Raw genomic sequence first — 20217 nt, forward strand, 5'->3', positions numbered from 1 at the left:
ACTGAGAAATCAGTCGTTTTTTTGTTCACCAGCGTTCCCAAATTTTTTCCGATCCTCCTCGCACGGACATAACGCGCGCAGGTAATGCCAGTTGTAAATGCCGTAATCGTGACCATCCTCCCAAACGAGGGTCAGCGCGTAGGAGCCGGTCTTCACCACGTTTGCGAGCCGCGTGGATGGCGACTCCGCCATTTTGAGGACGAACACATTGGGGTCGGGTTCGGGCTTCATATTTTCATGCCCGCCGCGGCACGAAGCGCACGGACATGCCGCGCGTAACAGATCGAAGGGATACACGCTGGTGTGCGCGTCGTCCCACACGATGGTCAGTTCGCGCGTCTTTTTGTTGGCGGTGATGTTGGTGGGGTGTTCGGTCATATTGTATTCCTCCAAATCAATGTGGCAATCCATAAGACAAGATTCTCTATCGTACATGTGCACCGCTAAGTGTCGCCATGCGACACCCGCAAAGAACGCAAAGAAAACCTTTTTAACTTGGCGACCTTAGCGTGCTTTGCGGTAAAAATCTTCTTATGTACGGTAGAGAAAGACAAGATCGATCCTGTTATTCGCTTGTTGTATTTCGTCGCGCAATCGCAAAGTGAACTTTGCGGCACATCTTTTTACGGCGATGGAATATAACTCAAAAAGTCTGCCGCCGCCCAGCCGTTGCGTGTTTCGTCATACGGGGCGACGAGGAACCACCACACATATCCATCGAGCACAACGGGTCCATCTTGTACGAGGAAGACCTCTGAATCGAAGCCGAGGAATGCCGACTCGCTGTTGAGTCCCGCCTCCGAACGGATGCGAAGTCCCTCGCCATCGGTGCCGGTGATCTGCACATAATTGCCGATGGCGATGCCGGTGGGGACGGGGGTCGGCGCGAAAGGGTCGATGGTCGGCGTGGGCGGCGCGTTGGAGGTTACGGTGGGGGCGGCGATCACGGTCAGGTTGGCGGGGGCAAACCCCACGTCCGAAGGTTGAAGCGGTGAGGTGAATCCAATGGAGATGACGGTGATGAGAAGCAACAAGCCCGCGATGAGGAGCGCGCCGAGCATCACGCGTCGGTTGAAGAGTTGTCTAAGGTTCATGGTTTCATTTATGTTTCAACAAATCCATCCCGCGCGGCGGGACGAGTAATTTTAACGCGCCATGCTTAATATGGATGTTTACTTGTTGCGCGGAACCGCGCGGCTCGCCGTCGGTTTGGATCAAAAACGGCGATTCGCCCTCGATGCGCAAGGAGCGAAAGGATATCTTGCGCGCCACATCCGAGTTGATATGGCGGCCCGTCATCATCTCATACGCATGGCGGAGCGCGTCGCCGAGGTGTTTGCCGCTGAATAACCACAGGTCGAGCAGGTTGTCGTCGAGACAGGCATCGGGTGAAAGTTTCGAAAGCCCGCCGAGATAATGACGAATGTTCGTGGCAACGGCGACGATATATTGCCCTTCCACTTCCTGCCCGTCTGCCCACAGCCGCAACTTCACGCCGTTATAGTTCGCGGCTTGCATGAGGGTTTGCGCGGTGAACTCCGGAAAGGCAAAAAATTTTTCAAGGCGGATGCGCGGCTCGAGCGCGTGGATGGTCAGCGCGTCCAGCCCGATGCCCGCCCACATCATGAACGTGGTGTCGTTGCATACGCCCGCGTCAATCGCGTAACAGGGCGCGTGGGCAAGGGTTTGCGCGTTGTGTTTCAATACCCAGAAATTTGTCAGGGTGAACGGGCGCAAGCCCAGTTCGATACTCCACACGTTTGCGGTTCCCGCCGGCAAGACTCCCAGCGCGGTATCCGAATCGATCAACCCGTTGACGACGTTGCCGATCGTGCCATCGCCGCCGACGGCAAACACCGCGTCTTTTTTCTCGAGTGCGGCTTGCTTCGCCAACTCCACCGTGTGCGGTCCGTTTTGGGTTTCTGCGGCTTCGGCGCTCCACCCCGCCGATGCGAGGGTCTTCGCCACCGAGTTGATGAACGGTTTGACGGAAAATCTCCCCGCCGCCGGGTTGTAGATGATGACCGCGCTGCGCATGAAGAGATTATACCCGCTGGCTCGACCGTCTCATTGCCGGGTGATTGCAACAGGTGCGCTAAAAGTATGTAGATGAGTTTCACTACAGACAGGAAACCCTAACCACGGAGTCACGGAAACACGGAGAAAAACAATTAAAAAAACTCCGTGACTCGGTGACTCTGTGGTTTGTCTGTTGGATTATATACAACCTTTGAGCGCTCCCATTGCAACAGGCATGGCTTTTGCAAAGCCGGGAAAGCGTTAACCCGAATGGCGCAAACGAGCGAAGCGCGCGAATGTTTCCGAGAAGGTTTAGCGTGAATTCGAAATGAGTAGCGGACAAAAAATCCAAATGCGATCGCCCTAACCCAATCGGCACTTGTGTAAATCGTTTTCTGGTTGTATGATGCACGGTATGGGAAAAGCAATATCCCAACAATTTAATTAAGGAGAAGAAGAATGAAAAAGATGTACCTGTTTCTTTCCATGGTGACGGTCTTTGCGTTGGCGCTTTCCGCCTGCGCGCCCGCCACCCCGGTTGCCACCGAGCCGCCTGCTCCCACAGCGGTTCCGCCGACAGCCGTTCCGCCTACCGCGACCGAGGCGCCTCCCGCCATCGGTTCACCGGAACACCCGATCAAGGTCTTGTTCGTCCCCTCGGTGGATGCGAACGTGATCGTTACCGGCGGTGAAGTCATGGCGAATGCTTTGAAAGAAGCCACCGGGCTCACTTTTGAAGTGGTCGTTCCTACTTCGTATGCCGCCACGATCGAAGAAATGTGCGCCTCGCCTTCAGACACGATGGCGTTCATCCCCGCGTTTGGTTATGTGCTTGCCAATGACCTCTGCGGCGTGGATGTTGCCTTCAAGGCTGTGCGCCGCGGTTGGGGCGTGTATTGGACCATGCTCGTGGTTGCCCGCGACAGCGACATCGATTCCATCGATGACCTGAACGGCAAGAAGTTCGCCTTCCCCGATGCCGGTTCCACCTCCGGTTACCTCGTTCCTTCCGTCATGCTCAAAGAAGCGGGCGTGACGGTTGGTGAAGAACTCGAAGCCGGTGGTCACCCGCAGGCTGTCCGCGCTGTATACACCGGTGAAGCCGATTTCGCCGCCGCGTTCTACAGCCCCTGGGCGGCTCCTGAAGGCGCCACTCCGTGGGCGATCGGCGACGATCCTGAAGTGCCCGTCGATGTGAACTCTTGCGCGCTCAACGAAGACAAGAGCAAATTGCTCTGCGAAGGCTACCGCGTTCTCGATGCCCGCGCCAATATCCGCGAAGAGTTCCCCGATGTGATCTCCAAAGTGCGCATCCTGATGCTCTCCCCGGAAATCCCGAACGACACCATGTCCTTCGGGCCCGAGTTCCCCGCTGACGTGCGCGCCCAGATCGAAGCGGCTCTTCAGGCATTTGCCGAATCTGAAGCGTGGGGCACCTCGCTCGGTAGCGAAGACTTCTATGGCTGGTCTGGTATGCAACCCGCCGCCGATGCGGAATATGACTTCATCCGCAAGTTGGTGGTGGAATCTGGAACCACGATCGAATCGCTCCGCTAAAGAATAGCATCATCAAGAAATTCGAGCAGGGAATTTTCCCTGCTCGAATTGTCTTTATTAAAGTCTTTTTTCTTTTTATAATGGGGCAATGCAGATTGGTATGTTCATTATCAAACCATAGATTGCGAGAACCCACCATGCTCCAAGTAAAGAACCTGACAATGATATACGATGGGGGCGTCAAGGCGTTGGATGAAGTCACATTCGATGTGCCCAAGGGGCAATTCCTTGCCGTGATCGGTTTGAGCGGCTCGGGGAAATCCACACTATTGCGTTGCATCAATCGCCTGATCGACCCGACTGGCGGGCAGATCCTTTGGGGTGGCGAAGATATTACCGCCGCCAACCCGGAGGAGATGCGACGCATCCGCCGCAAGATCGGCATGGTCTTCCAACACTTCAATCTGGTGCATCGTTCCAAAGTGTTGACCAACGTGCTGGCAGGGCGGCTTGGGTATGTCAACCCGGCGTGGAGTCTCCTGAACCGCTTTCCAAAAGAAGATTTGGCAAAAGCGCTCCAACAACTCGAGCGCGTCGGCATTGCGGATAAGGCAGACCAGCGCGCCGATGAATTAAGCGGCGGTCAGCAACAACGCGTGGGAATCGCGCGCGCGCTCATGCAGGACCCCGAGATGATTCTTGCCGATGAACCGGTCGCCAGCCTCGACCCGGTCCTGGCGCATAGCATCATGAAGCATCTCGAAGAGATCAATAAAAATGACGGCGTGACCGTTTTGTGCAGTCTGCATTTCCTCGACCTTGTTCACCGCTATGCCGATCGCGTCATCGCCTTGAATCAAGGGAAACTTGTTTTCGAGGGACTGCCGAGCGAGATCGATGATAAAAAATTCAAAGATATCTATGGCCGCGACGCGGAAAGGGTGGGCTAAACCATGAAAAACAGCAACGATAAGAAAGCCACTCCCTGGAAATCTCTAGGCACGGGTCTTGCGGTTCTGGCGGGGTTGGTGGTGTATGCGTATGGCTTCCAGATCACCAAGATCGATCTCGAACAACTGCGCAGTGAACGGCGGCAAGAGAGCCTCGTGCGTGTGACGCGCGCGTTGGCTCAGCCGGATATTTTTGAGTATGAACAGGTTGCCGAAGCCTTTACTGCCCCCGTCTATGTGACTTGCCCGGCGGACGGCGGAATCGTCGAGGCGCCGGATACGTCGGGTCCGTACGTGACAGTCACCCCGTCCTGCGCGGAGCCGGGAGAAATGGTCACCGTGGAGGGTTTTAAATTCGTCCCCAATTCCAGCGGGCCGGTTCGCTTTGTGCCGGGGAGCGACCCAACCAATGTGGTGGAACTGGGCAACGATACCGCCACCACAGACGCCAATGGTAGTTTTTCGGTTGCGATCAAACTGCCGAAACGCCCCAGCGACGAGGTGCAATTCATTCGCGTTACCATGCGGCGAAATGTGGGCGCTCCCCAATTCACTCAAACCGCGCATGAAACATGGGATAAGATCATCGAGACGGTGTTCCTCGCTTTGCTCGCGACCACGCTTGGCACCATCCTTGCCATCCCGCTTAGTTTTATTGCCGCGCGCAACCTGATGAAATCGGTAAGAAGCCCGCTGACGAGTATTGCCTTGTCGCTGTTGGGCTGGCCCCTTGGAATTGCAGTCGGTTACCTGCTGGTGAATTGGGTTGGCGCGTTGAGCGCTCCCTTTGCGGAGAATCTTCCCGTCAACGCGCTTTTCGTGGCGCTCACCCCGATCCTTGCTTCCCTGGGATTACGCTGGGCTTTGCCCGAGGAAGAAATCTCCAAGCCGAATAAAACCACCCAAGTTATGCGCCTGATCGTCTTGTTTATTACGATATTGGTTGCATTTTACGGCTTGTTCCAGCTTGCCCACCTGGCAATCAACGTGGGTTTGTTAGGCATTGCCGGGCTCGGCTCGCTGGCATTTTTGGGAAACTTTCTGTTCCAACTTGGCGATATTATCGCGATCACAACTCCCGTGCTGGGGGGGCTGGCAACCGGCAGCGCGTTGAGCAGTTTTCTGGGACGGACGGGCCAGCGCGCCTCAGAAAAGCTGGCGCCCGGGGCGCTGCGTCTCCTCAATATTCTATTTGCCACCCTCGCCGGCGCCACGTTGTTCGGGTTGTTCGGATGGTTGGTTGAATGGTTGTACCAGATTGGTCAGTCTGCTTATGTGCTCTGGGGACCGCTCATGGTTGGAGGCTTACTCGGGTTGGCTATCGCGCTGATCACCAAGCCCAAGGATACGCTTTCCACCGGCATGGTCATCTACTATGTGACGCGCACGATCCTCAATGGCTTGCGGTCTGTCGAGGCGCTGGTGATGGCGATCGTGTTTGTGATCGCGGTGGGCATCGGTCCCTTTGCCGGTGTGATGGCGCTCGGCTTGCACACCATTGTCAGTCTTGCGAAACTTTATTCTGAACAAGTGGAAAGCATCCAACCCGGTCCGTTGGAGGCAATTCAAGCCACCGGCGCAAATCGCTTGCAGACCATCATCTATGCGGTGATCCCACAGATCGTGCCGCCGTATATTTCGTACACCATGTATCGTTGGGATATCAACGTGCGCATGTCCACCATCATCGGTTTTGTGGGCGGCGGCGGCATCGGCTTCCTGTTACAGCAGAACATTAACCTGCTCAACTACCGCGCCGCCAGCGCGCAGATGCTTGCCATCGCCATTGTGGTCGCCAGCATGGACTATATCTCCTCGGTGTTACGAGAAAAGTACGTTTAACGCTTTCGCTAAATAACGAATTCCAAACCAAGCCCTCGCAATTCGCGGGGGCTTTTGGTTGAATTCAAGATGATATAATCTTTTCATCATGGAATCCGGCGCGCTTCTCAACAAACGTTATCAACTGCTCGAGCAACTCGGCGCGGGCGGCATGTCCAACGTCTATCGCGCGCGCGACCTGATGCTCGAACGCAACATTGCCATTAAAGTGTTGCACGAGAAATACTCCCAGGACCCGGCGTTTCAGGAACGCTTCAAAATGGAAGCGCGCGCCGCGGCAAACCTTTCGCACCCCAACATCGTCACCGTCCACGATTTCGGCTTCGATTTCGGGCAGTTATACATCGTCATGGAATACATCCCCGGCAAGGATTTGAAGACCATCCTCCGCCAGCGCGGACGCTTCAGCGTCGAAGAGGGGATTCCCATCATGGTGCAAGCCTGCGCCGGCATCGGGTATGCCCACCGCGCCGGGCTGGTCCACTGCGACATCAAGCCGCACAACATGATCCTCACCCCCGACAACCGCCTCAAAGTGACAGACTTCGGTATCGCGCGCGCCCTTTCCACCATCCTGCCCGATGAACGCGCCGATGTGGTCTGGGGCTCGCCGCAATATTTTTCACCCGAGCAAGCCGTCGGCGAGCCGCCCTCCCCATCTTCTGATGTGTACTCGCTGGGCATTGTCTTATATGAAATCCTGACCGGCGCCCTGCCGTTCAACGCCCCCACCAGCGACGAACTCGCCCGCATGCACCTCGAAGACCAGCCCATCCCCATCAGCGAATACGTTCCCGATATTCCGCCCGCGCTCGAAGAGATCGTCATGAAAGTTTTATCGAAGGAACCGTCCGCGCGGTACCGCACTGCCGACCAACTTGGGCGCGTCCTGCTCAAATTCGGGACTCAACGCGAAGCGACTCCCGCGCCCGCCCTGGCGTTGACTCCCGAAGCCGTGACGACGTATCAACAACCCGAACCGATGCCAGCCTACGAGCCGGTTCCATCCACCCCTCGGCCTGCCTACCCGCCCTCGGCATCTTCCTCCTTTGAAGCGGATTGGGCAACCATTGGGCTTGCATTGCTCGCGCTCATTTCTGTGGGCGGCTTAATCCCGTTTTGGATTTACATTTACTTCATCTATAACCCGCGCTAGTGTTACCTCGTTGGTTGAGTAGTCCCGCGCGCAATTCGCGGGACGTATCGAAACCAACTAGTTTCAAAAGTAATTTTGTAATAAAAACTCTTCTGGATACTGGTGGTTTCGACTGCTTGCGTCTCAACCACCGAATTATTTTCTATGCCCAAACCCCTCCTCGCCCCCTCCATCCTTTCCGCAGACTTCACCCGCCTGGGCGAAGAACTCGCCGCCTGCGAATCTGCCAACGCCGATTGGATTCACATTGACGTGATGGACGGTCACTTCGTCCCCAACATCACGATGGGCCCGTTCATCGTCGAAGCCTGCAAGCGCGTCACGAAACTTCCGCTTGACGCGCATCTCATGATCGAAAAGCCCGAACGCCATTTGGAATCGTTTGCCAAAGCGGGCGCGAACAATATCACCGTTCACATTGAGGCTTGCCCGCATATTCATCGCACCATCCAACACATCCACTCGCTGGGATGCAGCGCCGGCGTCGCGTTGAACCCGGGCACCCCCGTCGGCGCGATCGAAGCGGTGTTGGGCGATGCCGATTTGTTTTTGGTGATGAGCGTGAACCCCGGTTACTCCGGTCAGAAATTTATTTCATCCACTGTGGCGAAGGTGAAAGAAGTTCGCAGAAAATTGGACGCGTTGAAATCCTCCGCGCGCATCGAAGTGGACGGCGGCATTGACGTGGAAACTCTCCCCAAAATGAAGAAAGCCGGGGCGGATGTTTTCGTCGCCGCGACGGCAGTCTTCAAACACCCGAAGGGGACGAAGGCGGGAATCAAAGCCTTGCAAGCGAAATTACGCGATACGTAGCACGCAGTACGAAGTACTGCTTACTTCGTACTGCGTATTGCGTAAGGAGCATTAAACAAAAAATCACGGCGTATTGCCGTGACTTTTATTGTGGGGAACAAATCCTTACGCGACAGACTTGCTCATCGCCTTGATGCACTTGGTGCATAACACCTTGCGCACCACGCGACCCTTTTCCATCACGATGGTCTTCTGGAGGTTGGGTTTGAAGGTGCGGTTGGTGGCGCGTTGTGAGAACGAGCGACTATGCCCGAAGGTGGTGGATTTTCCGCAGTTTGCGCACTTAGCCATGACGTACAGTTTCCTTTCCTTGCTATAATTCCGGTGTCTCTGCCCTTTTGAAGGCACGGCATTTTACCACGTGACTTAATGGCAGGCAAGATGTTAAAATAGAAACTGCATATGCTTCCTACGCCGTCCTCGGCGCAGGATTACCATAAAACGCCGCCGGGGACGGCGGCAGGAGCAGAATAAGAAAATCATGGGCGAAGATACGACATCCTTGGGCGGCATCCACATCTCACCGAACGCGGTGGCGACCATCGCCTGCCAAGCCACGCTCGAATCGTATGGCGTGGTGGGGCTGGCGGCGCGCAACCTCGCGGATGGATTGATGAAATCCATCACACGCGACCCTTCGCGCGGCATCACGGTCCGCTATAACGGCGAAGACCTGGATATCGAGATCCACATCATCATCGAATATGGCACGCGCATCAGCAGTGTGGCGGAGAGCGTGGCGAACACCGTCCGCTTTCATGTGGAGAAGGCGCTTGGCTTGAAAGTGAATTCGGTCAACGTCCACGTGGCGGGACTGCGCGTGAGCAACACCGACTAAGAGGAGACAATTTGCCGAAAGGCAGTCCGCTAATCCACGCTAATCTCCGCGAATAAAAAATATTCGTGTGCATTGCGCAGAGTAACGGATAGGAGAATCATTTATGACTGTGGATACCGAGCGCGTCGACAACTTGCGTAAAAAGACCATCAATGGACAATCCATGAAGCGGCTGGTGGAGGCGGGCATGATCTGGCTGCGCGTCAACCAGCAGACCGTCAACGCGCTGAACGTGTTCCCCGTCCCAGACGGCGACACCGGCACGAACATGACGTTGACCATGCAATCGGCATGGAACGAGATCAAAGATTCGGGTCATCGCAAGATCAGCGAGATGGCGGCGGGCGTGGCAAAAGGCGCGTTGATGGGCGCGCGCGGCAACTCGGGCGTGATCCTTTCGCAGATCTGGCGCGGGTTCGCGCGCGCGGTGCATGAACGCGAAACATTAGATGGCGAGTCGCTCGCCAAAGGATTCGCCGAAGCGCGCGATACCGCTTACAAAGGCGTGGTCAAGCCGGTGGAGGGGACGATCTTAACCGTCATACGCGGAGTGGCTGACGCAACTGAAGCAGCCCTCCAGTCGACGAGCGACGCGATCACCATCCTTGAAGTGGCGGTGAGAGCGGCAGACGAAGCCGTCCAGCGGACTCCCGATCTCCTGCCTCTTTTGAAACAAGCCGGTGTCGTCGATTCGGGCGGCAAAGGTTTGTTTTTTATTTTGGAGGGCATGCTGCGCCACGTGTACGGCGAGTCGCTTGAGGCGCCGTTGATGAGCGTGCAACCGATCTCGGCGATGAATTTGCAGGGCGCGCTCGAAGAAGTGGAAGAGGGGCAGGATTACGAAGTGGTCGTGGATTTTATGCCGCCCACAAATTTCGATCTGCAACAATTTTATGGGCGGCTCGAGGAGATGGGCACGTCCATTCAAGTGGGCGAGGGCGAGGGCATGTATCGCATGCACATCCACGTGCCGCTCGAAAAAAGATACGAGCCCATTGATTACATCATGGGGCTTGGCACGATCACCAAAGTGGCGATGGAAAATTTGCTCGCGCAGATGGACGATATTCAAAAAAGCAAAACGAGCGCGATCTCGTTCGCGCCGGTCGAGCCGGGGCAGATCGCGGTGGTGGTCGTTTCGCCGGGCGACGGGCTGAGCCGCATCTTCGCCAGCCTCGGCGCGGCGGCGGTCGTCAAAGGCGGGCAGACGATGAACCCCTCCACGCAGGATATTTTGAAATCGTTCGAAGACCTGCCCACCGACAAAGTGATCATCCTGCCGAACAACAAGAACATCGTCATGGCGGCGAATCAAGCCAGAGATGTGACGGTGAAACAGGTCGCGGTGGTGCCGACTCGTTCCGTTCCGCAGGGACTCACGGCGATGCTCTCGCTTCAACCCGACGGGGAGGTTGATTCGGTCGCGGAGAAAATGGTCAAAGCCCTAGCCGCCGTGCAGACCGGCGACATCACTGTCGCGGTGCGCAATGTGGAGATTGACGGCGTGAACGTGAAAGAGGGTCAAGTGATCGCGCTGCTCGACGGTAAATTGGTGGCTTCGTCAAATTCAGTGCAAGAGGCTGTCGCATTGTTCCTCGAAAAAGCGAACGCGGCGGAGCATGAACTCATCACATTTTATTCCGGGCAAGATATGCCCCGCGCCGAAGCCAACCGCATCGCCGATGCGATGCGCGAGAAATATCGCGAACAGGATATCGAAGTGCAAGAGGGCGGGCAGGAACATTATCAGTTTATTATTTCGGTTGAGTGATAGACTCTGTCAGAATTAATTGGGACGCAGATGAACGCAGAAAACGCAGATTTTTTCTTTAGATCAGCGTAAGTCAGCGTTTATCTGCGTCCAAAACGAGCTTTGCGGTTTTAATTTAAATGTCTCCCACCTTTGATTTTCAAAAATACAACATCGCCGCAGTGATTCCCTGCTACCGCGTGGAGCGGGAGATTCAAGCGGTGTTGCGCGCGCTTCCGAAATATATTCACCACATCATCGTGGTGGACGATGCCTCGCCTGATTCAACGTCGGAAATTGTGGCGGTGATCGCTAAAAAAGATAAACGCATCACGTTGATCCGTCATAATTCGAATCTCGGCGTGGGCGGCGCCATGTTGACGGGATTCCGCAAAGCCCTCGAACTCGGCGCGCAGGTCGTCGTCAAAGTGGACGGCGACGGGCAAATGGATACAACCAACCTGCCCGAATTGATCGCGCCGTTGATCCATGGTCAGGCGGATTACACAAAGGGGAATCGCTTCCGCGATTTTCAGTCTCTGCAACAAATGCCGTTGATCCGCCGCATCGGGAACATGGGACTGGGCTTCCTCTCCAAAGCCGCGACGGGCTATTGGAATCTCTTCGACCCCACGAATGGATTCGTCGCCATCCGTTCCGAAGTTTTGTCGCAACTTCCGTTGAAGGGGATTGATAAAAGTTATTACTTTGAAACTTCGATGCTGGCGAATCTGTATTTGCTCGGCGCGGTGGTGAAGGATGTTCCCATGCCCGCGCGGTATCGGAGCGAGGTCTCGAACATGCTCATCCATCGCATCCTGTTCCAATTCCCACTCAAATTATTCCGCACCTTAATCAAGCGCGTCCTTCTCAAGAACTTCATTTACGATTTCACAATGGGAAGCGTATATGTTTTGGTCGGAACCCCGCTATTCCTCTTCGGCTTGATCTTCGGCGTCGTCAAATGGATTCAATACGCGAGTCTCAACATCCCCGCGCCCACAGGGACGGTGATGCTCCCCACGCTTTCGGTCCTGCTGGGGATTCAATTCTTGCTCGCGGCAATCGAGAACGATCTGCGGTCTACGCCGAAAGAGCCGTTGTCGCCTCCGCTGGCGTAGCCGACGTTCTCTAACACCGGCGCATCAGTCTTTTTGATTCAATATCTGTTCCAGCGCGTCTTTGAAGACTTCATACGGTTGCGCTCCGACAATCGCGTAACGGTCATTGATGACATAGGTCGGCACGCCCGTCACGCCGATCTGATACGCCCAGCGGACTTTATCCACCACGTCTGCCGTGTATTTTTCGCTTCCCACGTCGTTCTGCATCTCGTCCGCGTTCAAGCCCGCTTCTTCTGCCGCGGAGTGAAGCGTCTCCCATTGACTTGGGTCACCTCCCTCGGCATACACTTTGCGAAAAAGTATTTTGTGAAATTCGTTCCCCTTGCCGTTCACGCGCGCGTATTCCGTCGCTTCGTGGGCGAGGCGCGTGTTGTAGACCCGGTCCGTTGAGCGGAATGGCATCCCATACTTTGCGGCGATGGAAGCCAGCCGTTCCTCCGAACCGTTGGCGCGGGCATGCTTCACGTGTTCGGGCAGGTCGCGTCCCTCGAGCGGCGTATCGAAATACAAATAGAACGGACGCCACTCCACGTCCACTTGATATTCTTCTTTCAACCTCTCGACCACACCCTGGCCGACATAACACCACGGTCAGATATAATCGGAGAAGATGGTTAGTTTGAAATCCATGCGTTTTCCTCGATGGTGAATTGTATTGCGCGATGTTAGACAGTTGTTCCCCGTTGTTTCTTACGGTGCTATTGTTTTTTACCACCAAGGTTACAAAGTACAAAGGAAAATCTATAGGTCTTAAGGTATCAAACCTTTGTGACCTTGGTGTACTTTGTGGTTAAAAGGGTTTACCCATGAAAAACTTCGACCCCAAATACAACTCCATTCTCAAAACTGAAATCCATATCCACCTCGAAGGCGCAATCCGCACGCAGACGATCATTGATATTGCCAAAGAGTACAAGTTGAAACTTCCCTCGTATGAAGCGGACGAGTTGGATAAGCATGTGAAGGTCTACGATCAACTGCGCGACTTGGAAACAGTCTTGAAGGCGTTCGGGATTTTCCAAAACAGCATCACCTCGCCAAAAATCGTCGAGCGGATCGCGTGGGAATTGTTCGAAGATTCGGCAAAGCAAAACATCAAACTCTTTGAAGTGCGCTTCTCGCCCGATTGGGCATTCAGCGGACACAACGTTGACTGGGACGCCTGTCTCGAAGGTCTGCTCCGCGCCAAAGCCCGCGCCGAAAAAGAATTCGACATGGCGATCTGCTACATCGCCATCACCTCGCGCAGTTTGGGACCCGGGTCGTGCGTCAAAACCGTGGACTGGGCGATTCGGCATAGGGAACACATTCCCGCGATTGATCTCGCCGACAGCGAACGCGATTTCCCGCTGCGCGAGTTTGTCCCCTCGATCATGAAAGCCAAAGAAGCGGGCTTGAAAGTCACCATCCACACCGGCGAGGATACGCCCGCCTCGTTCGTCAAAGAGACGATTGAACTCGCCAGCCCCGACCGCATCGGACATGGGATCCACGCAATTGAAGACATGCGGGTTGTGGAACTCATCAAAGAGCGCGGCATCACGCTCGAAGTCAACCCGTGGAGCAACTACCTCACCAATTCAGTCCGCGCGATTGAAGAGCATCCGCTCAAGAGATTATTCGACCTCGGCGTGAAAGTGACCATCAACTCCGACGATCCCGAAGTGTTGGAAACGAATCTCAACAACGAATACCGCATTGCCCATGAAGTTCTCGGCATGAGCATGGATGAGATCGCTGCGTGCAATCGCAACGCCTATGAAGCGTCGTTTATTCCTGAGGCTGAGAAAAAGAAAATTTGGGAAAGGTATTTTCACTAGCAATTGCTTCCGCCGCCGTCCTCGGCGGCGAGGACGCCGCCTGGAGCAAATAATGACCCGCGCTCGATTCCCCGTCACTGTGCATTTGTTTTTCTTCCGCGAGAATCAAATCTTGTTGTTGCGCCGATTCAACACGGGGTTTCGGGACGGCGAGTACAGCGTCCCTGCGGGGCATTTGGAAGGGGGAGAAACGGTGATGGAAGCCGCGGCGCGCGAAGGGGCGGAAGAAGCGGGTGTCAACATCCCATTAAATGGAATGACATTTTCCACTGTCCTGCATCGCATCGAAGGCGAAGAGCGGGTCGATTTCTTTGTCGTGATCAACCAATGGGATGGCGAACCGTTCAACGCTGAACCCGATAAGTGTGATGATCTGCGCTGGGTGGATGTGGACGCGCTACCGATGAGCATCATCCCCTATGTGAAGCAGGCGCTGGAGAATCATCAAAAGGGGATACCCTTCGACGAGTACAAACAATAATTCAAGCATCATCCCTGCGGCGGCGATGGTGGATGCCCTTGTTTTTGTACATCTCATCGTCTGCCAGGCTGATAAATTTCAACAGCGAATATCCCGCCGCGCTCGTGGACGCGCCGATGGATACGCTTAATTCGGGCTCGCGATAATATTTGTTGTTCATCACCACCAGAGACTCCACGCGTTCGATCATGCTCTTTGCTGTATGTTCGTCTGCGCCGGGCATGATGAGGATAAACTCGTCGCCGCCGATACGCGCGGCGATCGTTCCATTTTCGATGCTGGCTTTCAACACTTCGGCTGTGCGGCGGATCAATTTATCGCCAGCGCTGTGACCGAACGTGTCGTTTGCCATTTTCAGCCCGTTCAAATCCACGATGATGAAACTGATTGGATCCTTGCGGCTCGTTTCAAGGTCTTGCAGGGTCTCTTCGAAGAACGCACGGTTGTACAAGCCGGTCATCACATCGTGCGTGCCGAGGTAGCGCAGGTATTCCTCCGCTTTTTTCCGCGCGGTCACATCCTGCAACGCCACCAATACCCAATCGAAATCGTTTTCGTGCCCGGGCATCAACGTCCAATGCAGATGCACATTCACGGGTTCGCCCGTCAATGAATAATTGATTCCCTCGCGCTCGTAATAGGTTTTGCCGTCCCACATATCCACGAGTTCGTTTTTGAAATGCTCGCCCATGCTATCGCGAAAAACTTTGCCGAGGTTTGCGAGCAACGAGTCTTTGTCCATCGCCTCGAACAGGCTGAGCGTTTTGCGGTTCACGTCGAGGACGCGGATCATGCCCATGAAGCGGCGCACAGTTTGAGGGTCCGAGTTGAGATGCGTTCGCAGGTCCGTCACGCCTTGCGCGCGCAACGAGTCGAATTCCGTTTTGATCGCCGAGTAGTCCTCCTCCCACAACGAGATCGGCGCGTACTCGAACAAATTGTGGAATCGTTTTTCAGCCTGCTTCAACGCGGTGATATTTTCGATCGCCACCAGCACGCACTCCCACGTGGATTCGCATTCGGGCAAAATGCGCCAGTGCAAACGGATATCGAGCGCTTCGCCATCCAGCCGATAGTTGACGCCGTCGCCCGACCAGCTCAACTCGCCGTTCCACAACGCCATCAATTCCGAACGCCAATGCTCGCGCATCTCGTCGCGGAACATTTTGTCGAGATTGGCGAGCAATTCTTTTTCGGTCTTTGCTCCAAATAGATTCAACGTCTCGCGGTTGACATGCGTCACTTTGATCAGCCCAAGAGTTTTATCAATGTCTTCAGGATGTTCGTTTAGAAATATATCCAAATCGTTCACCCCGCTTGCGCGCAACTTGTCGAAAAATTTTTTTATCCCGCTGTAATCCTGCTCCCACAATGAAATGGGAGCCTGATCAAAGAGACTTTCAAAATGATCCCCAGCCTTTGGCTTTGGCATGGCATCTCTCCTTTTGATTGATTATACAGCGGGGCTATGCTTCGCTTGTGTACAATTCTGAAAGAAGATATGATGCTGTCATGGGATTTTTACTTTTGGAAGGCGGAGCGGAATTCGGCGGGCGGATGCGCGAACCAGACCTGCGCTCCATCGAACTCGCAGGCGGATTCGACGCCCCGCTTCGCATCGTCCCTGCGGCTGCCTCGCCCGACCGCAACCACCTCCGCGCGGGAGGCAACGGCGTCCGCTGGTTCGAGTCACTCGGCGCGCAGGATGTTGAATCACTGCCATTGATCGACAAACCCAGCGCGAACGATGATTCAATTGCAAAATCTCTGCGCGAGGCAAAGTTGATCTACCTGCTCGGCGGCTTCACGCATTATCTCGGTCAGACATTGAAAGATAGTTTGGCATGGAAGGCTTGCATCGAAGCATTTGAAAACGGCGCAGTCATCGCGGGTTCAAGCGCGGGCGCGATGGTGATGTGTGAGTTTTATTATGACCCGTACGAAGGGAAAATTCACGAGGGATTAAATCTGGTGGGCAATTCGCTCGTCTTGCCGCATCACAACACATTTGGTAAAGGCTGGGCATCCTCGCTCTTGAAACAGATTCCCCACGTCACATTGATCGGCATTGACGAGCAAACAGGCATGTTAAACGACGCCGAAAATGGAATGTGGAACGTCTACGGCGCGGGGGAGGTGACGTTGTATCGCGAAGATGGCGTGGAATCGTATGAAGCGGGAAAAACATTTTCGGTTTAGAATTCGCACGTAACGCGACATAGAACAAAAATACTCTGACAAGGCGCGTAAGGGGCAGACCGGGAGAGAAACGGTCGACGGTCCTTGTCCGAGAGGTACACTGCCAGCCATTCCAAATTGGGGGGCCGGGGGGCGGGGGGGGCGGCGGGGCGGAACCCGGAACACGCAGCTCAGGCGGGGGTTCTTTACCACGGTCAGACTGGCCGCCTCTGGATTGAGATGAACTTTTCGTCCCGCCCCCGTTTCGGCACGCTTAGTATATGTCAGAATAAATTGTTAATGTTCAATATGTCGCGCTACGCCAAATCAAAATCATCAGAAAAGGCGACATTCATGTCGCCTTACGGATTAAGGATATGTTTGATCTCTCCTCTGCGCGTTTTGCATTTCTCGATCTGGAAACTACGGGACTCTCTCCGTGGTTTGGCGATCGCGTCTGTGAGGTGGGAATCGTCGTCACGGAGGGAAAACGAATCAAAGAGCAGTTTCAACAGTTGGTGAATCCTGAGCGTCCGCTTTCGGTGGGGGCGGCGAGCACGAACGGGTTGACGGATGCCGAGTTATTGTCGGCGCCGCGATTCGCTGAAGTAGCCGAGTCAATCGTCGGCTTGGTGAATGAAGCGGTGGTCGTCTGTCACAACGCGAAGTTCGACCTGCAATTCCTCGATAGCGAATTCAAGCGGCTCGGGCGCGACATCCAAATCCCGAATTTGATAGACACGCTGATGATGGCGCGTCTGTATTACGAGATGCCGTCGTATAGTTTGGGGTTTATCGCCCAGTCGTTCCATCTGCCGATGACGGTGAAACATCGCGCGTTGGACGGCGCGTTGGCGGCGCGGGGAATCTTCTTTGCGATGATGGAACAGATGAAGCAGTTCAACAAACCGCTCGATGAATATATCGGCATTTACAACTCGCCCGCGTGGCCCAATGAGGGGATCGAACTGCCGACCGAATTGGGCGAAGCGATCTACAGCAACAAGCGCATGTTGATCAAGTATGTTGACGGGGACGGCGAGCAGACCGAACGCTGGATCACGCCGAAGCAAGTGATGGGGTTGAAGGATTATGTGTATTTGCTCGCGTACTGTCACTTGCGGAACGATGAGCGCAGTTTTCGTTTGGATCGAATTACTCAGGTGCAAGTTGAGGAAGGGAGTTAGACCTGTGAGGTCTGCGAGACCTCACAGGTCTCTTCGAAAAATATGTACGAATTCACCGAAGACGATTTGAAATCGAACCAGCGCGGATTCCTCACGCAGGGTCAACGCGACTACTTGAAAACGATCGGCGAGGGCGGCGTGAGAGTTCAGAGATGGAATATCAAAATTGCCGTTGGGTTCATGTTCTTTGGGATGTGTCTGATCCTGGCGATGTATTTGCAAAATGAAAGCACGCGCGCGGCATTGTTTTCCAACCCGTTGAATATTTTGGTCTTTCCTGTGATCATCGTTGTGGTTGGGTTGGTTCTCGCGTTCAGTATCTGGCTTGCAAGGCGCATCTCCGAAATGTTGAAGAACGCGGAGTTGAAAACTGCGGAGGGAAAGATTCGCCTCGATTCTCACTTCAACTCAGGCGCGGGCTTCACCAGTTATTATGTCTATGTGGGCAAGAAACGCTTTGGCTTCACCGATGATATGAGTCACACGTTCAAAGAAGGGGAGAAGTATCGCATGTATTACGTCAAGGCGAGCGCGTATGAGTTGATTATGTCTTACAAAGTGATCGAATAATGCCGCCGTTTTCGCGCCCTTGACGGATTCACAAATCAGCCTATAATCGGGCGAAATCACCAGCCAATGAACACACTTTTGTCGCTCTCCCTTATCGTCATCCTTATTGCGGTCCTTATTATTAAGGATCTATTTTCGGTTAGGATGGCAACGGTGAGAGTGAAGTAAATCTCGAAACAAACGCAAAGAGCCGCCCTAACCACGGGCGGCTTTTTTGTTATCTCTTTAACCGCAAAGCACGCGAAGTTCGCGAAGAAAAAATTAAATCTTTGCGTTCTTAGCGCCCTTCGCGGTAAGAAAAAAGGAAAATTTATGCGTTCCGATACAGTCAAAAAAGGATTTGATAAAGCGCCGCATCGCGCGCTGCTTCGCGCTACGGGGTTGCAGGATGACGATTTCAACAAGCCGTTCGTTGCCATCGTCAACTCATATGTGGACGTGGTGCCTGGGCATGTGCATTTGCAGGAGTTCGGCAAACTGGTCAAGGATGCCGTCCGCGCGGCGGGATGCGTGCCGTTCGAGTTCAACACCATCGGCGTGGACGACGGTATCGCGATGGGTCACATGGGGATGAAGTACTCGCTTCCTTCGCGCGAACTGATTGCTGACTGCGTGGAGACCATGATCGAAGCCCACAGATTCGACGCGATGGTGTGCATCCCGAACTGCGACAAGATCGTGCCTGGCATGTTGCTCGGCGCCATGCGAGTCAATATCCCGACGATATTTGTCTCTGGCGGGGCGATGAAAGCGGGGATGACTCCCGAAGGCGAGACGATTGATTTAATTTCCGTGTTTGAAGGCGTGGGGGCATTTTCAGCGGGCAAGATTGACGAGAAGCGATTATCCATTTTGGAAAAATTTGCATGTCCATCGTGCGGATCATGTTCGGGGATGTTCACCGCCAACTCGATGAACTGTCTCATGGAGGCGTTGGGCTTGGCGTTGCCATATAACGGTTCCGCTTTGGCGAAGACTCCCGAACGGGAAGCGTTGGCGAAACAAGCCGCCGCGCAAGTGATGACCTTGATCGAGCGCGACATCAAGCCGCGAGACATCGTCACTGCCGAGGCGATAGACGACGCGTTTGCATTGGACATGGCGATGGGCGGCTCATCGAACACGGTGTTGCACACGCTGGCATTGGCGAACGAAGCGGGAGTTGAGTATCCGCTGGAAAGAATCAACGCGGTGGCGGATAAAGTTCCGCACATTTGCAAGGTGAGTCCGGCGGGCAAGTGGCACATGGAAGATGTCCATCGCGCGGGCGGAATCCCTGCGATATTGAACGAGATCCAATGGGGGACGGGTATGTTGCATTTTGATCGCTTGACAGTGACAGGAAAAACCTTGGGCGAATCGATTCAAGGAAAAGATATTCAGGATGAAGAAGTGATCCGCAGATATGGCAACGCACATTCCAAACGCGGAGGGCTGGCGATTCTGTTCGGCAATCTCGCTCCGAAAGGCGCAGTGGTGAAAGTGGGCGGTGTGAGCGAGGCGATGATGAAGTTTGAGGGACCCGCTGTCATCTTTGAATCGCAGGAAGAAGCGATGGCTGGAATTTTGGCGGGCAAGGTCAAAGCGGGAGATTGTGTTGTGGTGCGTTATGAAGGTCCGAAGGGCGGACCTGGGATGCAGGAGATGCTGTCGCCCACGTCCGCGATCATGGGGCAGGGACTTGGCGACAAGGTGGCGTTGATCACCGATGGACGATTCAGCGGCGGGACGCGCGGCGCGTGCATCGGTCATGTGTCGCCAGAAGCGGCGGCGGGCGGTCCGATCGCGGCGTTGAAGGCTGGGGATGTGATCGAAATTGATTTGGGCGCGCGCAGGCTGAACGTCCGATTGAACGAGGCGGAGATTCAGAGTCGGCTGGAGGCGTTGCCTCCGTTCCAATCCAAAACAACATCAAAATGGTTGAAGCGATATTCGCATTTTGTCACCAGCGCGGATACGGGCGCAATGTTGGAAAGTTAATTTGAGACCTGT

At 54.6% G+C, this 20217-nt stretch carries 20 protein-coding genes; 14 read left to right on the top strand and 6 right to left on the bottom strand.

Annotated elements, in window-relative coordinates:
- Nucleotides 1-9: 9 nt before the first annotated feature.
- The 3 genes from IPM31_06125 to IPM31_06135 form a co-directional block, all read right to left on the bottom strand.
- Nucleotides 10-378 carry a DUF971 domain-containing protein gene (locus tag IPM31_06125; GenBank protein ID MBK9006554.1) on the bottom strand — a complete coding sequence of 123 codons (369 nt, stop codon included), beginning with the start codon at nt 376-378 and terminating at the stop codon, nt 10-12.
- 245 nt (nt 379-623) lie between these two features.
- Nucleotides 624-1094 carry a hypothetical protein gene (locus IPM31_06130; protein MBK9006555.1) on the bottom strand — a complete coding sequence of 157 codons (471 nt, stop codon included), beginning with the start codon at nt 1092-1094 and terminating at the stop codon, nt 624-626.
- 4 nt (nt 1095-1098) lie between these two features.
- Nucleotides 1099-2037: a YegS/Rv2252/BmrU family lipid kinase gene (locus tag IPM31_06135; GenBank protein ID MBK9006556.1), complete on the bottom strand. Its 939-nt coding sequence runs from the start codon at nt 2035-2037 to the stop codon at nt 1099-1101.
- Nucleotides 2038-2478: 441 nt separating this feature from the next.
- Between IPM31_06135 and phnD the strand changes: the two genes are divergently transcribed.
- The 5 genes from phnD (at nt 2479) to IPM31_06160 (ending at nt 8277) form a co-directional block, all read left to right on the top strand.
- Nucleotides 2479-3576 (top strand): phosphate/phosphite/phosphonate ABC transporter substrate-binding protein, encoded by a 1098-nt coding sequence (gene phnD, locus IPM31_06140; protein MBK9006557.1) that lies wholly within the window; start codon nt 2479-2481, stop codon nt 3574-3576.
- Nucleotides 3577-3713: 137 nt separating this feature from the next.
- Nucleotides 3714-4466: a phosphonate ABC transporter ATP-binding protein gene (gene phnC / locus IPM31_06145; protein ID MBK9006558.1), complete on the top strand. Its 753-nt coding sequence runs from the start codon at nt 3714-3716 to the stop codon at nt 4464-4466.
- A gap of 909 nt (nt 4467-5375) precedes the next feature.
- Nucleotides 5376-6308, top strand: coding sequence for an ABC transporter permease subunit (locus IPM31_06150; GenBank protein MBK9006559.1), 933 nt, complete (start codon nt 5376-5378; stop codon nt 6306-6308).
- 88 nt (nt 6309-6396) lie between these two features.
- Entirely contained in the window at nt 6397-7464 is a 1068-nt protein-coding gene (locus tag IPM31_06155) for a serine/threonine protein kinase (protein ID MBK9006560.1), read from the top strand.
- A gap of 144 nt (nt 7465-7608) precedes the next feature.
- Nucleotides 7609-8277: a ribulose-phosphate 3-epimerase gene (locus tag IPM31_06160; GenBank protein MBK9006561.1), complete on the top strand. Its 669-nt coding sequence runs from the start codon at nt 7609-7611 to the stop codon at nt 8275-8277.
- A gap of 105 nt (nt 8278-8382) precedes the next feature.
- Here the strand turns inward: IPM31_06160 and rpmB are convergent, their stop codons facing one another.
- The gene (gene rpmB, locus IPM31_06165) at nt 8383-8568 is read right to left on the bottom strand and encodes a 50S ribosomal protein L28 (GenBank protein MBK9006562.1); all 186 of its coding nucleotides are present in this window, start codon (nt 8566-8568) and stop codon (nt 8383-8385) included.
- Between the two features lie 190 nt (nt 8569-8758).
- On the opposite strand from rpmB, the gene IPM31_06170 reads away from it, so the two are divergent.
- The 3 genes from IPM31_06170 (at nt 8759) to IPM31_06180 (ending at nt 11986) form a co-directional block, all read left to right on the top strand.
- A complete protein-coding gene (locus tag IPM31_06170) occupies nt 8759-9115 on the top strand; it encodes an Asp23/Gls24 family envelope stress response protein (protein ID MBK9006563.1) in 357 nt (118 codons plus the stop codon).
- Between the two features lie 103 nt (nt 9116-9218).
- On the top strand, nt 9219-10886 hold the full coding sequence (locus IPM31_06175) for a DAK2 domain-containing protein (protein MBK9006564.1): 1668 nt from the start codon (nt 9219-9221) through the stop codon (nt 10884-10886).
- 119 nt (nt 10887-11005) lie between these two features.
- The gene (locus IPM31_06180; protein MBK9006565.1) at nt 11006-11986 is read left to right on the top strand and encodes a glycosyltransferase family 2 protein; all 981 of its coding nucleotides are present in this window, start codon (nt 11006-11008) and stop codon (nt 11984-11986) included.
- A gap of 24 nt (nt 11987-12010) precedes the next feature.
- Here IPM31_06180 and IPM31_06185 read toward each other — a convergent pair whose 3' ends face one another.
- The gene (locus tag IPM31_06185; protein ID MBK9006566.1) at nt 12011-12544 is read right to left on the bottom strand and encodes a DsbA family protein; all 534 of its coding nucleotides are present in this window, start codon (nt 12542-12544) and stop codon (nt 12011-12013) included.
- 251 nt (nt 12545-12795) lie between these two features.
- Here IPM31_06185 and add point away from each other — a divergent pair, with 251 nt between their 5' ends.
- Both add and IPM31_06195 read left to right on the top strand, forming a co-directional pair.
- Complete coding sequence (gene add / locus IPM31_06190) at nt 12796-13809, top strand: adenosine deaminase (protein ID MBK9006567.1); 1014 nt, start codon at nt 12796-12798, stop codon at nt 13807-13809.
- 52 nt (nt 13810-13861) lie between these two features.
- Nucleotides 13862-14290 (top strand): NUDIX domain-containing protein, encoded by a 429-nt coding sequence (locus tag IPM31_06195; GenBank protein MBK9006568.1) that lies wholly within the window; start codon nt 13862-13864, stop codon nt 14288-14290.
- Nucleotide 14291: 1 nt separating this feature from the next.
- On the opposite strand, the gene IPM31_06200 is transcribed toward IPM31_06195, so the two are convergent.
- Nucleotides 14292-15722, bottom strand: coding sequence for a GGDEF domain-containing protein (locus IPM31_06200; protein MBK9006569.1), 1431 nt, complete (start codon nt 15720-15722; stop codon nt 14292-14294).
- 80 nt (nt 15723-15802) lie between these two features.
- Between IPM31_06200 and IPM31_06205 the strand changes: the two genes are divergently transcribed.
- From IPM31_06205 to ilvD, 4 genes are all read left to right on the top strand, one after another.
- Nucleotides 15803-16489 carry a Type 1 glutamine amidotransferase-like domain-containing protein gene (locus IPM31_06205; GenBank protein ID MBK9006570.1) on the top strand — a complete coding sequence of 229 codons (687 nt, stop codon included), beginning with the start codon at nt 15803-15805 and terminating at the stop codon, nt 16487-16489.
- 356 nt (nt 16490-16845) lie between these two features.
- Nucleotides 16846-17655: a WYL domain-containing protein gene (locus IPM31_06210; GenBank protein MBK9006571.1), complete on the top strand. Its 810-nt coding sequence runs from the start codon at nt 16846-16848 to the stop codon at nt 17653-17655.
- A 42-nt stretch (nt 17656-17697) separates the two neighbouring features.
- Complete coding sequence (locus IPM31_06215; protein MBK9006572.1) at nt 17698-18225, top strand: hypothetical protein; 528 nt, start codon at nt 17698-17700, stop codon at nt 18223-18225.
- A gap of 312 nt (nt 18226-18537) precedes the next feature.
- Entirely contained in the window at nt 18538-20205 is a 1668-nt protein-coding gene (ilvD, locus tag IPM31_06220; protein ID MBK9006573.1) for a dihydroxy-acid dehydratase, read from the top strand.
- The last annotated feature ends 12 nt before the right edge of the window (nt 20206-20217 follow it).

This window comes from Candidatus Defluviilinea gracilis (assembly GCA_016716235.1).
GTDB classification, from domain to species: Bacteria; Chloroflexota; Anaerolineae; order Anaerolineales; family Villigracilaceae; genus Defluviilinea; species Defluviilinea gracilis.

What these genes read in the sequence shown, in the direction of transcription:
- IPM31_06125 (MBK9006554.1), bottom strand. Translation starts at nt 378, where the DNA reads ATGACCGAACACCCCACCAACATCACCGCCAACAAAAAGACGCGCGAA.
- phnD (MBK9006557.1), top strand. Translation starts at nt 2,479, where the DNA reads ATGAAAAAGATGTACCTGTTTCTTTCCATGGTGACGGTCTTTGCGTTG.
- IPM31_06215 (MBK9006572.1), top strand. Translation starts at nt 17,698, where the DNA reads ATGTACGAATTCACCGAAGACGATTTGAAATCGAACCAGCGCGGATTC.
- rpmB (MBK9006562.1), bottom strand. Translation starts at nt 8,568, where the DNA reads ATGGCTAAGTGCGCAAACTGCGGAAAATCCACCACCTTCGGGCATAGT.
- IPM31_06205 (MBK9006570.1), top strand. Translation starts at nt 15,803, where the DNA reads ATGGGATTTTTACTTTTGGAAGGCGGAGCGGAATTCGGCGGGCGGATG.
- IPM31_06175 (MBK9006564.1), top strand. Translation starts at nt 9,219, where the DNA reads ATGACTGTGGATACCGAGCGCGTCGACAACTTGCGTAAAAAGACCATC.
- IPM31_06135 (MBK9006556.1), bottom strand. Translation starts at nt 2,037, where the DNA reads ATGCGCAGCGCGGTCATCATCTACAACCCGGCGGCGGGGAGATTTTCC.
- IPM31_06180 (MBK9006565.1), top strand. Translation starts at nt 11,006, where the DNA reads ATGTCTCCCACCTTTGATTTTCAAAAATACAACATCGCCGCAGTGATT.
- IPM31_06195 (MBK9006568.1), top strand. Translation starts at nt 13,862, where the DNA reads ATGACCCGCGCTCGATTCCCCGTCACTGTGCATTTGTTTTTCTTCCGC.
- IPM31_06160 (MBK9006561.1), top strand. Translation starts at nt 7,609, where the DNA reads ATGCCCAAACCCCTCCTCGCCCCCTCCATCCTTTCCGCAGACTTCACC.
- IPM31_06130 (MBK9006555.1), bottom strand. Translation starts at nt 1,094, where the DNA reads ATGAACCTTAGACAACTCTTCAACCGACGCGTGATGCTCGGCGCGCTC.
- IPM31_06155 (MBK9006560.1), top strand. Translation starts at nt 6,397, where the DNA reads ATGGAATCCGGCGCGCTTCTCAACAAACGTTATCAACTGCTCGAGCAA.
- add (MBK9006567.1), top strand. Translation starts at nt 12,796, where the DNA reads ATGAAAAACTTCGACCCCAAATACAACTCCATTCTCAAAACTGAAATC.
- IPM31_06200 (MBK9006569.1), bottom strand. Translation starts at nt 15,722, where the DNA reads ATGCCAAAGCCAAAGGCTGGGGATCATTTTGAAAGTCTCTTTGATCAG.
- ilvD (MBK9006573.1), top strand. Translation starts at nt 18,538, where the DNA reads ATGCGTTCCGATACAGTCAAAAAAGGATTTGATAAAGCGCCGCATCGC.
- IPM31_06150 (MBK9006559.1), top strand. Translation starts at nt 5,376, where the DNA reads ATGCGCCTGATCGTCTTGTTTATTACGATATTGGTTGCATTTTACGGC.
- IPM31_06210 (MBK9006571.1), top strand. Translation starts at nt 16,846, where the DNA reads ATGTTTGATCTCTCCTCTGCGCGTTTTGCATTTCTCGATCTGGAAACT.
- IPM31_06170 (MBK9006563.1), top strand. Translation starts at nt 8,759, where the DNA reads ATGGGCGAAGATACGACATCCTTGGGCGGCATCCACATCTCACCGAAC.
- phnC (MBK9006558.1), top strand. Translation starts at nt 3,714, where the DNA reads ATGCTCCAAGTAAAGAACCTGACAATGATATACGATGGGGGCGTCAAG.